14 protein-coding genes are annotated in these 14,477 nt (G+C 26.2%); 4 read left to right on the forward strand and 10 right to left on the reverse strand.

Annotated elements, in window-relative coordinates; genetic code table 11:
* Window positions 1-29: 29 nt before the first annotated feature.
* Window positions 30-1,829, reverse strand: coding sequence for an oligoendopeptidase F (gene pepF, locus BUB01_RS02495; RefSeq protein WP_072984976.1), 1,800 nt, complete (start codon window positions 1,827-1,829; stop codon window positions 30-32).
* Window positions 1,830-1,864: 35 nt separating this feature from the next.
* The gene (locus BUB01_RS02500) at window positions 1,865-2,263 is read right to left on the reverse strand and encodes a DUF6762 family protein (protein WP_072985354.1); all 399 of its coding nucleotides are present in this window, start codon (window positions 2,261-2,263) and stop codon (window positions 1,865-1,867) included.
* Window positions 2,264-2,462: 199 nt separating this feature from the next.
* Here BUB01_RS02500 and BUB01_RS02505 point away from each other — a divergent pair, with 199 nt between their 5' ends.
* The 3 genes from BUB01_RS02505 to BUB01_RS02515 all read left to right on the forward strand — a co-directional run bounded on the left by BUB01_RS02505 (window position 2,463) and on the right by BUB01_RS02515 (window position 4,458).
* Window positions 2,463-2,882 (forward strand): hypothetical protein, encoded by a 420-nt coding sequence (locus BUB01_RS02505; protein ID WP_072984978.1) that lies wholly within the window; start codon window positions 2,463-2,465, stop codon window positions 2,880-2,882.
* Window positions 2,883-2,974: 92 nt separating this feature from the next.
* A complete protein-coding gene (locus BUB01_RS02510; protein WP_072984980.1) occupies window positions 2,975-3,634 on the forward strand; it encodes a metal ABC transporter ATP-binding protein in 660 nt (219 codons plus the stop codon).
* 32 nt (window positions 3,635-3,666) lie between these two features.
* Entirely contained in the window at window positions 3,667-4,458 is a 792-nt protein-coding gene (locus BUB01_RS02515) for a metal ABC transporter permease (protein ID WP_072985355.1), read from the forward strand.
* A gap of 92 nt (window positions 4,459-4,550) precedes the next feature.
* Here the strand turns inward: BUB01_RS02515 and BUB01_RS02520 are convergent, their stop codons facing one another.
* From BUB01_RS02520 to BUB01_RS02555, 8 genes are all read right to left on the reverse strand, one after another.
* A complete protein-coding gene (locus BUB01_RS02520) occupies window positions 4,551-5,228 on the reverse strand; it encodes a DUF1287 domain-containing protein (protein ID WP_072984982.1) in 678 nt (225 codons plus the stop codon).
* A 145-nt stretch (window positions 5,229-5,373) separates the two neighbouring features.
* Entirely contained in the window at window positions 5,374-5,595 is a 222-nt protein-coding gene (locus BUB01_RS02525; protein WP_072984984.1) for a hypothetical protein, read from the reverse strand.
* Window positions 5,596-5,853: 258 nt separating this feature from the next.
* On the reverse strand, window positions 5,854-7,872 hold the full coding sequence (locus BUB01_RS02530; protein WP_072984986.1) for an anti-sigma factor family protein: 2,019 nt from the start codon (window positions 7,870-7,872) through the stop codon (window positions 5,854-5,856).
* The gene (locus tag BUB01_RS02535) at window positions 7,862-8,422 is read right to left on the reverse strand and encodes an RNA polymerase sigma factor (protein WP_072984988.1); all 561 of its coding nucleotides are present in this window, start codon (window positions 8,420-8,422) and stop codon (window positions 7,862-7,864) included. The genes BUB01_RS02530 and BUB01_RS02535 overlap by 11 nt, the downstream gene beginning before the upstream one ends.
* A 188-nt stretch (window positions 8,423-8,610) precedes the next feature.
* Window positions 8,611-10,794: an anti-sigma factor family protein gene (locus tag BUB01_RS02540; RefSeq protein WP_072984990.1), complete on the reverse strand. Its 2,184-nt coding sequence runs from the start codon at window positions 10,792-10,794 to the stop codon at window positions 8,611-8,613.
* Window positions 10,784-11,347, reverse strand: a complete 564-nt coding sequence (locus tag BUB01_RS02545; protein ID WP_072984992.1) for an RNA polymerase sigma factor — start codon at window positions 11,345-11,347, stop codon at window positions 10,784-10,786. The genes BUB01_RS02540 and BUB01_RS02545 overlap by 11 nt, the downstream gene beginning before the upstream one ends.
* Before the next feature lie 159 nt (window positions 11,348-11,506).
* Complete coding sequence (locus BUB01_RS02550) at window positions 11,507-11,944, reverse strand: Fur family transcriptional regulator (RefSeq protein WP_072984994.1); 438 nt, start codon at window positions 11,942-11,944, stop codon at window positions 11,507-11,509.
* A 202-nt stretch (window positions 11,945-12,146) separates the two neighbouring features.
* Window positions 12,147-12,698 (reverse strand): manganese efflux pump MntP, encoded by a 552-nt coding sequence (locus BUB01_RS02555; RefSeq protein WP_072984996.1) that lies wholly within the window; start codon window positions 12,696-12,698, stop codon window positions 12,147-12,149.
* A 326-nt stretch (window positions 12,699-13,024) separates the two neighbouring features.
* Between BUB01_RS02555 and BUB01_RS02560 the strand changes: the two genes are divergently transcribed.
* Window positions 13,025-14,239, forward strand: coding sequence for a 6-phosphofructokinase (locus BUB01_RS02560; RefSeq protein ID WP_072984998.1), 1,215 nt, complete (start codon window positions 13,025-13,027; stop codon window positions 14,237-14,239).
* The last annotated feature ends 238 nt before the right edge of the window (window positions 14,240-14,477 follow it).

Here is a 14,477-nt window from a genome sequence, read left to right on the forward strand (position 1 = left end):
ATTTTTTATTATTTAATAATTATTATCTACTAAATTAATTCTTCAAGCATATCCAATAATTCATTGAATCTTGCTATAGTCGCCTCTAATGGCATTGAAGTAGTCATATCAACCCCTGCAGTTTTTAATGTATTTATTGGATAATCAGCTCCACCAGTCTTTAAAAAGCCTTTATATTTTTCAACAGCTTCTTCTCCGCCTTCAAGTATTGCTTTAGCAAAAGCTGATGCTGCTGCATAACCTGTAGCATATTGATAAACATAGAAATCTGAATAAAAATGTGGTATTCTAGCCCATTCTATGTCTATTTCTTCATCAACCTTCATTTTTTGTCCAAAATATTTAACATTCAGCTTATGCCATATATCATTTAGATCTTTAGCTGTTAATGCTTCCCCTTTTTCTAAAGATTCATGAGTTATAAGTTCAAACTCAGCAAACATTAATTGTCTAAATACTGTTGCCCTTATTTGTTCAAGTTCTTGATTAACTAAATAAAGCTTTTTCTTTTTATCTTTTTCATTTTCTATTAAATGATGTATAAGTAGAACTTCATTAGTAGTAGATGCAACTTCAGCTACAAATAAAGTATAATCTCCATAAACATAAGGTTGAGTATTTCTTGTATAATATGAGTGAATAGAATGCCCCATTTCATGAGCAAGAGTAGATACATCATTTATATCATAATTATAATTTAGAAGTACATAAGGCATAGTATCATAGCTTCCCCATGAATAAGCTCCGCCTCTCTTGCCCTTATTTTCATAAATATCTATCCAGCCTTCTCTTACACCCTCATCAAATATGTTAAGATATTCTTCGCCAAGTGGCTTAAGCCCAGTTTTAACTATATCAATAGCATTATTAAATTCTATATGCTCTTTTTCTATATCAACCACTGGAACATATAAATCATACATATGAATTTCATCAAGACCTAACAATTTTTTCTTTAAATCAACATATCTGTGAAGTGATTTAATGTTATTATTTATAGTCTCAACTGCATTATAATAAACATTAACATCTATATCATTTGGTTTTAATGAAGCTTCTAAAGCATTTTTATAATTTCTTGCCTTCGCTTTAAAATTAAAGCTTTTTATTGAACTTGTTAAGCTTGTTGCTATAGTGTTTTCAAAGCCTTTATAAGTATTAAATAAAAGTTTAAATGCATCTTCTCTAACTCTTCTATCCTTACTTCTTATAAAATTACTGTAGTTACCTTCAGTAAGTTCTACTTCATTACCATTTTCATCTTTTATGTTCCCAAAAACCATATCGGCATTTGTAAGCATACTAAATATACTCTCTGGTGCTCCTAAACAATCAGAAACTGATGCCATGAACTCTTCCATTTCTCTTGATAATACATGTGGTTTTTCTTTTAATATTCCTTCAAATAAGAATTTATATATCTTAAGCTCTGGAATATCTTCCATAGCCTTATCTAAAACACCTTCTTCTAAGGATAGAATTTCTGGTACAAAATATGCTGTATAGCTTGAAAACTCTGCTAAATACGGATCTATCTTATTAGTAAGCGCTTGGAATTCTGCATTTGTAGTATCTTCATGGCTTCTTAAATGTGCATATACCATAAGTTTTTCTGCTTTTCTTGATAACTTTTCTTCTAAGTCTAAATACTCCTTAAGTTTCTTTGCAGAACTTAATTTTCCTGCAAACTCTTTAAGCTTAGGAGCTTCTTCTTTTAATTTATCAAAATCTTCTTCCCATTCTTTAACCGAAGCATAAATCTTTTCAACTTTCCACTTGCTTTCTGCTTCAATCTCATCCCTATTTCTTAATTTCAAAACTTCACTCATTATAATGCCCCTCTTTCATACTTATTGCATATTTATTATTTGTATTCTTGTTCTTTGCCTTTTATATCTTTAAATACTTTATGCATATTTACTTTTATAAGGTTACAAAGTTCATTTATTATAGCTTTCATTTCTTCATGTTCTTCTTCATAGCTAAAATTTATCTTAAAAGTAGGATTATATTCTTCATCTATGTCCTCTATTTTATATCCTAAATCTTCAAAAGCCTTTTTATTAAACAAATCAAAGATTGCAGAAAATTGCCATTCCTCTACATCTACCTTAGTATCAAATATCATTGTTACTTCATTCTCTATTACATAAAGCTTTCTAACATATTCTGCTCCATCACCTACTGAATAGCTTCCAATCTCCTTTTTAAATAATCCTGTTTCTTTGTCTCTTTCCATTAATACTAATGACGAAAAATCCATTTTTATCATTCCCTTCTCATAAGTCTTTTATCTTATTATAATTTCATTTACAACTGGTTTTCAAGGAAATATTTCCTAAACTATAAAGAAATTTTACCTTTTACTTTTCTGGAATTTTTTGGTAATATATATTTATATTATTTATTCTCTTTTATTATTACTATTTAATATAAACTTAATTCACTTTGGAGGTATATTTATGGAAAGACGAAAAAGAGGTACATTAACTAGAATTAAACGGAGAAAACTTAGAAAAAAGAAAATTAGAAAAATCACCTTAATATTAGTTCTACTAATACTCGCAAGTAGTATTTTTTTTCTTAAACAGAAAGTATTAACTACTAAATGTAAAGATCTTTATTATGCAACAGAACACTATATGACAACTGGTATGTTTAATTCTAATAAACTTTTAAGAGTAAAAACTATGAAGCTTGTTTTTGCAGATAAAGATTCTGCCGTTGTTGAAGCTTATGGTCTATCTTCTGCTCCACCAAATGCTAAAATTACCTATAAAGCTTATTTTAAAAAAGATAGCAATAATTCTTGGGCATTAGAAAAAGCTATTCCTCTCGATAATAAAAATCTCTCTTATAAAGAAAGTGAAGAAAGCAATTAAAATGCTTTCTTCACTATTTTTTATATCTTTATTGCAAATGGTTTGCAATTAGTAGTATAATTATTAAAGCATACTAAACTAGGAGTGATATTTTGATTAACATAAATAAACTTAACTTTTCTTATACTGGAATGACACCTTATCAACTTAATGATATAAACATAAAAATACCTAAAGGAAGTTTTACCTCTATAGTAGGAGAAAATGGAAGTTGTAAGACTACATTATTAAAGCTTATTTTAGGACAGCTTAAACCTATAAATGGAGATATTTCTTTAGATACTAAGAACATAGGTTATGTACCTCAAAAAATCGAGGGTTTTAACTCCCAATTTACTATTACAGTAAATGAAATATTAAAATGTCATGGAAAGGCTATTAAAATAAAATATAAAGATGAGATAGATAAAGTCTTATCTTACGTTAAAATGGAAGATTTTAAGCATAGTTTAATTGGTTCCTTGTCAGGTGGTCAACAACAAAGAATCTTCATAGCTAGAGCATTAATGGGAAAACCTGAAATTCTTCTCCTTGATGAACTTGCAACTGGTATAGATGAAAGCACTCAAAATGAAATCTATAACCTTTTATATAATTTAAATAAAAATGAAAATATAACTATAGTATCTGTAGAACATAATAGATCAAAAGCTATAAAATATTCTTCAAATATACTTGAAATAGCTGATAGTTTAGGAACTATTTACACTACTAATGAATATATAAATAAAATAAATGGCTTAGTACGTTAGAAAGGTTGAATTTAATGTTTGGATTAGAATCTATGTTTGATTTAGAGTTTATGAGAAATGCCTTTATGGCTGGCCTTATAATCTCATTATTGTGCCCTTGTATAGGATTATTTTTAGTACTTAAAAGATATTCAATGATTGGTGATACACTTGCTCATTCTTCATTTGCAGGAGTTGCGATTGGCCTTGTAGCTGGCTTTAACCCTATAATTACAGCCTTTATTTTTACGACTGTATGTGCTATAGTTATTGAATTACTTAGACAATATTACAAAAAATATGCAGAACTTGTGATGTCTATAATACTTACACTGAGTCTCGGTATAGCCATAGTTCTCGTAAGTACTGGTAAATCAGCTACTAAAGTAAATTCCTTTTTATTTGGAAGTATATTAACTGTATCAAGTGATGATCTCATTATAATAGGAATAGTTGCTCTTATCTGTTTTATAGGTATATTTCTTTTATACGATAAACTTGTTTATACTACCTTTGATGAAGAAGGTGCTAAAGTTTCCGGAATCAATGTAAAACTTATAAACTATCTTTTTACTATAATGGTTGGCGCAACCATATCTGTTTCTATAAGAGTTATGGGAATACTTGTAATATCATCTATTATAGTAGTTCCTGTAGCTACTGCTATGCAATTTAAAAAAGGTTTTATGCATACTCTTATTTTATCTATGATAATTGGAGTTATAGATATTTTTTCAGGACTTATAGCTTCATATAAGCTTAACTCAGCACCTGGAGGAACTATTGCATTAGCTTCTGTAGCAGTACTTATAATATCTCTTATAATAAATAGGAAAAAATTATAACATTAGCCTAAGAATACAACCTCTGTATTCTTAGGCTTTCTTTAATCCTTAGCTCAATCTTAAACATAAATTTACTTTTACTTATCTACTTTTCAATATTTCCATCTATAATGTCCATGTATAGGACTTTTAAACCAAGTAAGTTTAACTTCTTTAGCATGAGGCGGAGTATTATGAATTACAAAGGGTACGCCATCAAAGTCTCTTTTATCTGATATTATCCCAACATGCTCATAACCTTCAGTAAAAACTACAATATCGCCTGGATGCCATAATTTTAAATTATCCTTATCCATTGCTTTAATTTCAGTCGTAATACTTTCTAAATGTCTTTGAAAAAATATATCCTGATTAGCCACTCTCCTAAAGTCTATATTGGGATCAACCTTTTCTTTTACTCTTTTATACTCTTTTAAATTATTTCTTATATCCTTGTCCATTTCATCCTTTAAATTTATTCCAGCTTCTTTTAATCCTCTCCATATAACATCAGTACAAACACCTTCTCCCTCTTTAGGATATCCTCCTTCATAATAAGCGTCTTTATATACTGTCTTATTCTTAACTTCTTTTCTTGCTCCCTCTACTATATCTATTGTATCAGCTATACCATTTTTATTATTATCTTTTTTAGAAGATTCATCTTTAACCTTCACTATTTGGGGGATTATGTTGAATTTTTGCTCACCTGTTAATAAATTAGCTAATATTATATACGCTCCACCAAAAACTATAAGTATTAAAAATATAACTACAAATCTTTTCTTCATTTTATAAACTCCCTCTTTAATAGCTTTTAAAGTATATACGGTTAAATACATAAAAAAGTTACCTTATATAACTATATGAATTAATTATTTTAATAATTAATAGACCGTTAAAAAAAATTTAACGATCTATTAATACAGATGAAAATTATAAAAAGCATCCGTAATCGTTTGCAATTTGTTTTAAAGCTTCACATTTTTCATCGCCTATATAAGTACATGCGGTCTCATTATACATACACCAAGTTATTGCTAGATCTCCTACTTCCTCTTCATTATGATTTAAAAATTCTTCGCCTTTAAATTTCCCCCATACTTTTCTACTAAACACACATTCATTCTTCTCATCCCATACTTTAATATTAAGCATATTAGTGCCTCCTACTTTACTAAATATACTAATATATATTAAACATAATTCTTAAATATTCTCCTGATTTTAGGAAAAAATCATATTCATTAAAAATCATTTCTTATATTTTTACTTTATAACACCAAATGTATTTACGCAATTTTACTTTTTATTTTCATTAAAAATTTTTATAGCTTAAAAACATTTTCTCTAAATTTAATTAGGAAAAAGTGCACCCAAACTTACTTAAAATTAATTTGGGTACACTTTATAGAGCTATTTCATAAACTCATCAAAATTATCATTACTATAATCTACGACAATTTTTCCATTTACTAATCTAAAAAAAACTTCTCCTTTTATATTTTTTACTTCTCTTTCTTTATTATCCTTATATATATATATATGACTATTATATGAAATTACTATCTCCTCAGCTCCATTTAATTCACTCTTATTATACTTTGCAGTCATGCTATCATTATCATTTACAATATTTAAATCTACTCCCTGCTTTATTGAATATCCCTTAAAAACTATTAACCCCCTATTCATTATTAAATTATTTAAATATTTTTCTGATACAAAAGGCTTTACATCTTCTTCATAATTCTTAATATTATTAAACAGCTCATCTTGTGACAATTCATGTTTTGAATTAACTAAATTTCCTAAATACATTTCTAAAATCTCTCTTGCTTCGTATTCATAATCCATAATATTATTTTTAAAACTTATTTTTTTATCATCCATATTATCATATAAACTGGTATATTTTTTATCCTTTATATTGAAACTAACTATTCTAAACTTATAATAATCATCCTTTGGTAAGCTTTGAATAAATACAACTTCATCATTATTCAAAAACTTGCCTTTTCCTATATTACTCAAAGTTATATTTATATAATCATTTTTTATTAATACCATTGGATTTTCAATTAACCATCTTTGGCTATAATATAACACAGCCTGAGCATTACTACTAACATCGTTATCCATTATTGGAAAACCTTTTTGCATATCTGTTGTTTTTATTTCATTTGTTTTTAAATCATAAGTTATAACTGAATATTTTAAGTTTGGATAAACCCCATATAAATAAAGTTTATTTTCTTCATTATCAGAAGATCTATTGTTTATAAACCTTCCTGTACAATTATTTATAGTACCTATTTTATTTAACTTAGAATTTTCTAGAGTATATAAATCAATTTTATTACCTTGTTTACTTAAATCATTAACTGCTATATAAATATTATTTTCTTTAGCAACTGCTGAATATTTTTCTTTTATATCGTTTGCTTTAAGCTTTTCACTTATATCTATCCTATTTTCATAATTATTTTTATCATAAACATAGTTACCAATTATTACAGTTCCATCATTAGTTATTGATGCCTGACTATCTATAACCATATTTTTATCAGTTTCTGGATTATGTCTTAGTATAGATGTCTTTATATTATTTAAATCTTTTAAATCTAAAACATAAAATTCATTGGCTCCTTCTAATTTCTTTTCTTTTTCTCCTCCTTGAGCTATTTCTTTATTTAATACCATTAAATATCTTGAATTATCAGACCACCATATTTTCTCTTCAAATTTTTTAGAATCTTGGTTATTTGGCATTGGTAATCTGATATCTAAATTGTAAATCTTATTTTTTGCTATATCTATTATAACCCCTTTACCTTCATTTGAAGTAAAAGCAAAAATAAGCTTTCCATCTTTACTTACACTTGTTATAACTTCTTCTTTTATATCTGGTTTTAATCCTTTCTCTTTCAAATCTATTGAAAAGTAAACTCCTTTTTCCTTTGAATAAGCCTTTATTTTGTAGAAGTTTTTAAATATTATATTACCATTTTGACTATATATAATATCCCATCTATTATCAAAATCATTATACTTATCTTTTTGATTATTTTTAATAGCATTAAAGCTATTATCTTTAACTATAAAAGCAACAGATGTTATTGCTAAAACTAATAAAGCAGCCATTGTTATTATGGTTTTTCTATAATCCTTAACTTTTCTTACTATAGTTTTCTTTTTATCCTTGTATAAATTTTGATCAATACTATTCATAATTTCAGCAGTATTATCAAAATATTCAAAATCATTAAAAGTAAATTGCTCTTTTAGCTCATCTTTTGCTGTCTTAAATTCTTCATACATAGTTTTACAGCTAGTACATTCTTCTAGGTGCTTAAAGAATTCTTGTTTTTCTTTACTTGAAACACTATTCTCTAATATATCTAAGACTAAACTTTCTGCATCCTTACATTTCATAGATATCACCACCTTTTTGTGACTTTTCATATCTTATATATCTTTTATGCAAGTCATAATATCTATTTTTAACTGCCTGCTCTTTAAGTTCTAATATATCTCCTATATCTTTAAAAGTAAGCTCTGGATGGTAATATCTCAGATAAAGTAGCTTTCTGTTTACAAGACTTAGCCCTTGTACAAAAGTTTCTATAGATTTTTTCTTTTCTTTAAACTCTAAAATCTTGTCTAAGCTTTCATCTTTACTCTCCTCATTTAGCAGCTTTTCTTCATCTTCTAACTTCTGATTCTTGTTCTTTCTTATATAATCTATAGCTTTATTCTTTGCTATTTGAAAAAGCCAAGTAGTAAATTTCCCTTCTTCTTTAAATTTATAAATACTATTGTAAACACTTATAAAAGTTTCTTGGCTTATATCCTTAACAGCGTCATTATCTTGAACTATAGTATAAATAAACTTACAGACTTGTCTATGATATTTTTTCATAAGTGTTTCAAATGAAGAAATATCTCCAGACTTTATTTTTTTTATTAATTCATAATCCTCCAAACTAATTTCACCCCTTTATTAACCCTTACATCTAGTATAACGTAGCAAAATTTCAAAAGTTAGATATTTTCTTACATTTGTTTTTAAAATAAATCAAAATAACTTCATATTAAAAAGTGAAACCCCTATAAGTAAAGAGCTCTCTTAAAACCTCAATTTCTAGATAGCCCTTTACTTATATTATTTATTTACTTAATTGAAGTATTCTGTTCATCTACCTTTATACTATCTATCATTAACTTATCATTAACCTTAATTAAGTTTATTTTTTGAGTTTCCCTTAAAAAATTATTATGAGTTTCATTTTCTTTTCTATTTATAGACATTATATAAATAACATAATCTAAAGAAAGGTTTTTCTTTTCTTTAAAGGTATTTTCTTTAGAAAATACAAGCTTTTCATTCACTATATCATCACCTGATACACTTAAATAAATATTATTCTTAGCTGAACATCCTGTATAATCTAAATGATGATTATTCTTAGTTAAGTACTCCAATGCTTCTTTACTTAAAAACGAATTTAATCTTTCCTTATAACGCTTATCATAAAATTCTATATTTTCTTTAAACTTATCTTCTGTTATAACCTCTTTAACTGTGATCAAATTTTGGGAATAATTTTTAAGCAATAATCTAATATCATCCTCATAGTCTGCATTTGATGTTTTGAATTCAATTTTAGAATCCTTCATACTATTGTATAATGTAGAATACTTTTTAGTTTTAATATTGTAACTTACCAATTTGAATATATCATAATCATCATTATCATTACTTTGAGTAAACACTAATGTATCTTCATCTATAAAACTACCTCTACCTATATTCTTAAGATCTAGATTTTTATAATCTTCATCTGTTAAAATTAAGCCTGAAGATTCATTTAACCTATCATCATATGCTATAAATTTTGTGCCATCCTTTGCTATTTTTAAATCATATTCATTAAATGTACTTATAAGCACTGTTTCCTTTAATTCTTTACTTTTCAACTCAATTGATATTATACTTTTTCTACTATCTCCTATCTCTTCCTCCAAGTATAACTTATCACTATTAAACTTCATATTTTTATCATTTAAGAATAATACTGTACCACGAGTTTCCTTTTCAATTAATTTATCTAAATTTCCACCATCTAATTTATAAATTTCTACTTTATCTTTTTTATAATTATTTAATGCTATATAAATGTCATTATCTATAACAGTAGTTGTATATTTATTTAAATCGCCAATATTTTCAAATTTATCATCTATGTCTACTCTAGTATTATAATCACCTTTTCTATATATATATTTATTTATAACCGCATCCCCATTGTTTGTTACATGTAAATTTGTTTTATCTAAGGAGTTCACTCCTAAATATTCATTAATATTTAAAAGGCCATTTTTATCTTGAAATACTGTTTTCCCATTAAAGTTTGTAATTCTAGTTACTTTGCCTAACTTTTCAGTTAGCCCCATTTCTTTATTTGTTAAATTTAATTTTATCTCATTAAGTTTTATATCATCTAAGTTATTCAAATCAAAAATATAATATATATTTTCCTTCCTATCCAATTTATCTTTTTCTTTAAGAATATAATTTTCTCTATTATAAAAAATTAAATATCTTGAATTATCTGACCATCTTATAGAATTCGCAAACATTTCTATATCAAATTCATCTAACTTTTCAATTTCTTCCTTATAAATTTTAGAGTCTAATTTATGAATTTTACTATTAGTAACATCAACAATCATGGAGCTTTTATCACTATTATTAAATATATATATAAGTTTTCCATCCTTGCTTACATTAGTTATCAAATCATTTTTAGTAGTTAAACTTAATCCTTGTTTTTTCAAATCTATGGAAAAGTAAACCCCTCTATTTTTAGAGTAAGCCTTTATTTTATAAAAATCTCTTAAAATTATATTATCTTTATCACTATATATTACATCCCATTTATTTTTAATATCTGAATGAATATCATCTTTATTTTCTTTAACACTTTGTCCCATATTAATAAAATTTCCGTTCTTAACAATTAAGCTAATTGATATAAAAGCTATAACTAATAATGCAGCCATAGATATTAAAGTCTTTTTATACTTTTTCAAATTTCTAAGTATATTCTTTTTATTACTTGTATATCTATTTACATCAACTTTACTCATAATTTCCTTTGTATTATCAAAATACTCAAATCCATCAGAATCAAATTCAGCCTTTATATCTTGTTTCGCTGACTTTAAAACCTCATACATATGCTTACAATCATCACAAACTTCTAGATGTTTTAAAAGTTCTTGTTTTTCTATACTAGCTATATTACCTTCTATAAAATCTAATAATAAAACTTCTACTTCTTTACATTTCATAAATATCACCACCTTTTCTCTCTTCTTCATACCTTATATATCTCTTATGCAAATCATAATATCTATTCTTAGTAGCTTGTTCTTTAAGTTCTAATATATCGCCTATATCCTTAAAAGTAAGCTCTGGATGATAATATTTTAAATAAAGAAGCTTCCTATTTATAAGACTTAGTCCACCTATAAAACCTTCTACAGATTTTTTTCTTTCTTTAAATTCTAAAATCTTATCTATACTTTCCTCATGACTTTCTCTACTTGAGAGTTCATTCTCTCCTTCCATATTATTCCTTTTGTTTTTTCTTAAATAATCTATACTTTTATTTTTTGCTATCTGAAAAAGCCAAGTAGTAAATCTGCCTTCCTCTTTAAACCTGTAAATACTATTATAAATACTTATAAAGGTCTCTTGACTTATATCCTTAACTGCCTCATTATCTTGAACTATAGTATATACAAATTTACAAACCTGCCTATGATATTTTTTCATAAGAACTTCAAATGCTTGCACATCTCCGGATTTTATCTTTTTTACTAATTCAAAATCCTCCACCATAAATTCCCCCTTCGTTTACCATTACAATGAGTATAACGTATAAAATATATAAAAGTTTTATATATTATTTAAAATATATAAAATTATATAACTAATCTTATAAAATATAAAAAAAATGAACCTATAAACTAATTAAGTCTATAGGTTCAAATTCATAATTTATTCAGTCATTTTTTTACACTTACCATCATTAATTTTACATTCTTCACAAACACCTTTAAGCACAAGCTTATGCTCAGTTAATACAAAACCAGTCTGATTTCTAACCATCTCTTCAATTTGTTGCATAGGACAAGGTACTTCTATTTCTTTATGACAGAGATTACACTCCAACGTATGCTTATGTTTATTTTTCTTAATAGCAAAAGAATTTCTTCCTTCCCCTAAATCAAATTTATCAATTATATCCTTAAGTTCTAGGGCTTCTAAATTTCTATATACAGTTGAAAGGTTTATATCTATACCTAATTCCTTACATTTTTCATATATATAATCCGCTGTAATGCTGCTATCTGCTTGCTTTAGCATATCATAAATAACAAGCCTTGCTTTTGTAATCTTTATACCTTTACTCTTTAAAAATTCTACATCACTCATAGTTAACTCCAAATAAATATTTTCTTTTATTATATCATTAAAAAAGAAAAAATGTTACTAAAAGCTTAAAGTAACACTTTTTTAACGGAAACTTCTATTCACTATCCTTCATATGAGTAAATTCGATTACCTAAATCCAAAATTTAGAATCTCACCTATATGAATAAGTTTCATTAACTAAATCTAAAATTTAGAATTTCACTTAAAGAAATATCATTTTAAATCCAAAAACTATAAGTATTGCTCCCCCTATATAATCAGCATACTTAGTAATAAAACTAAACTTTCTAGCATATTTAGAAGCAAAAAATGCTGTTAAACTTAAAATTAAAGTTATAATACCTATTATAACTGATATGAATGTTATATTCATTAAGTTTCCAACTCTATTAAAGGCTGTAAATCCAACCACTAAAGCATCTATACTTACAGAGATTCCAAGTATAAAATACATTTTAGTCTTTAAAAGTATACATTCTTCTTTTTGCTCCATACCTTCTTTTATCATCATAACACCAACAATAGCTATTACTATCCCGCCTATTATATTTGGAATGGATGTTATATAAATTTCAAATAGCATCCCTCCTATAGCACCTAATAATGTAAATAGAAATTGAAAAAAAGCAAATGATAATGCAAATAAAAATTTATTCTTTTTTTGAATTGCACAATTCAACCCTATACTTAAGGCTATAGCAGATGCATCCATAGCTAGCGCAATCCCTATTAAAACTACGGTTTTTATATCCATATTATCCCCCTAATATAAATAATTTAATATTATATACTATATATTTTATTAACATAATATATTAATTATACTAACCTATTTATTTTATCAAAATTCTTAAATAAAACCAGTATTATTTAAGAAATTTTTAAATTTTAAATTAAAAGAAAATTCCGACTATATTAAAAGTAAAAAAAAGTACTTTATTTTACTTCTTTTTTAATGTATATTATTAAATGTAATACACTTTATTTTAAATTGTATAACACATTTAGATTGTATAAGTTAATTATTCTTATATTTTTCTATAAAATTAATTTATTTGATACATAAAGGAGATAATATTAATGAATTGTATAATAGCTCAATCAGGTGGTCCAACTTCAGTTATAAATGCTAGCGTGTATGGACTAGTAAAAGAAAACTTTAATCTTGAAGTTTTTGATAATGTTTATGGTGGTTTAAATGGAATTCAAGGAATATTAGAAAAAAAAATAATTAATCTTTCTTCTATGAACAAGGATGAATTAGAAGCATTCAAGAATACACCATCTTCTGGACTTGGCTCTTGTAGATATAAATTAAAAGATTTTAGTGAAAATGAATATGAATATATAAAACTTATAAAAATATTAAAAGAACTTGATATAAAAGCATTCTTCTATGTAGGTGGAAATGACTCTATGGATACCACTGCCAAACTTAGTAAATATGCTAAAAAGAAGAATTTAGATATTAAGTTTATAGGTATCCCTAAAACTATTGATAATGATCTTGTACTAACTGACCATACTCCTGGTTTTGGTAGTGCAGCTAAATTTATAGCTACTGCAACTTTAGAAACATATTTAGACTCTACAGTTTATATGGATAATGGCATCTTTATAATTGAAGCTATGGGACGTGATACAGGATGGTTAGCTGCTTCTGCTGCTCTTGCCCAAATTAATGGCAAGCCTTGCGCTGATTTTATTTACTTACCAGAAAGTGAATTCTCAATCACTGATTTTTTAAACGATGTTAGAAAAACCTTTAAAGAAAAAAATCATGTATACATAGTTGCCTCTGAAGGTCTTAGAGATTGTACTGGTAAATTTATAACACAAAGCGCTTATTCTGCCCACGATAAGTTTGGACATGCTCAATTAGGTGGTGTAGGTGAATATTTAAAAAATTTAATAATGGATGCTGGTATAACTAAAAGAGTTAAAGCATTAGAATTAGGTGTTATGCAAAGATGTGCTATGCATTGTGCTTCAAAAACTGATTTAGATGAAGCTATAATGGTAGGTGCAGCTGCTATTAGAGCTGCCGCAGAAGGAAAATCAGGGTATATGGTAAGTATTAAAAGAGAAACTAATTCCCCTTACAAAAGTTCAACTGTACTTGTAGATGCTAATGAAATAGCTAATAAAATTAAACATTTTCCTAAGGAATGGATAAATAAAAAAGGAAACCATATAACAGTCGAAGCTATAAATTATTTGCGACCTTTAATAGCTGATAATGTACTGTTAGATACTGAGGATCTATTACCAAAATACAAAGTTTTTAGCAGATAAGAATATGTTCTTTACTAAAATCTTGTATAAATTTAAGCTTTCTAAGATATAATATATATAATAAAATGAGAGTATATAATAATTTTATTCATATACTCTCATTTTATTTAAATGAAACTCTTATTCATTATCATTCATAGAAATAAGTTCGAATAACCAAATTAAAAATTTGGATTCTTACTTAAATGAAACTCCTATTCACTATCGTTCATATTAGTAAGTTACATTAACTAAATCT

It is taken from the genome of Clostridium cavendishii DSM 21758, from assembly GCF_900141845.1.
Classification (GTDB): Bacteria; Bacillota; Clostridia; order Clostridiales; family Clostridiaceae; genus Clostridium_AG; species Clostridium_AG cavendishii.

What these genes read in the sequence shown, in the direction of transcription:
- BUB01_RS02550 (WP_072984994.1), bottom strand. Translation starts at nt 11,944, where the DNA reads ATGAGTGATGTAGAATTTTTAAAGAGTAAAGGTATAAAGATTACAAAA.
- BUB01_RS02560 (WP_072984998.1), top strand. Translation starts at nt 13,025, where the DNA reads ATGAATTGTATAATAGCTCAATCAGGTGGTCCAACTTCAGTTATAAAT.
- BUB01_RS02505 (WP_072984978.1), top strand. Translation starts at nt 2,463, where the DNA reads ATGGAAAGACGAAAAAGAGGTACATTAACTAGAATTAAACGGAGAAAA.
- pepF (WP_072984976.1), bottom strand. Translation starts at nt 1,829, where the DNA reads ATGAGTGAAGTTTTGAAATTAAGAAATAGGGATGAGATTGAAGCAGAA.
- BUB01_RS02525 (WP_072984984.1), bottom strand. Translation starts at nt 5,595, where the DNA reads ATGCTTAATATTAAAGTATGGGATGAGAAGAATGAATGTGTGTTTAGT.
- BUB01_RS02545 (WP_072984992.1), bottom strand. Translation starts at nt 11,347, where the DNA reads ATGGTGGAGGATTTTGAATTAGTAAAAAAGATAAAATCCGGAGATGTG.
- BUB01_RS02515 (WP_072985355.1), top strand. Translation starts at nt 3,667, where the DNA reads ATGTTTGATTTAGAGTTTATGAGAAATGCCTTTATGGCTGGCCTTATA.
- BUB01_RS02555 (WP_072984996.1), bottom strand. Translation starts at nt 12,698, where the DNA reads ATGGATATAAAAACCGTAGTTTTAATAGGGATTGCGCTAGCTATGGAT.
- BUB01_RS02500 (WP_072985354.1), bottom strand. Translation starts at nt 2,263, where the DNA reads ATGGATTTTTCGTCATTAGTATTAATGGAAAGAGACAAAGAAACAGGA.
- BUB01_RS02520 (WP_072984982.1), bottom strand. Translation starts at nt 5,228, where the DNA reads ATGAAGAAAAGATTTGTAGTTATATTTTTAATACTTATAGTTTTTGGT.
- BUB01_RS02540 (WP_072984990.1), bottom strand. Translation starts at nt 10,794, where the DNA reads ATGAAATGTAAAGAAGTAGAAGTTTTATTATTAGATTTTATAGAAGGT.
- BUB01_RS02530 (WP_072984986.1), bottom strand. Translation starts at nt 7,872, where the DNA reads ATGAAATGTAAGGATGCAGAAAGTTTAGTCTTAGATATATTAGAGAAT.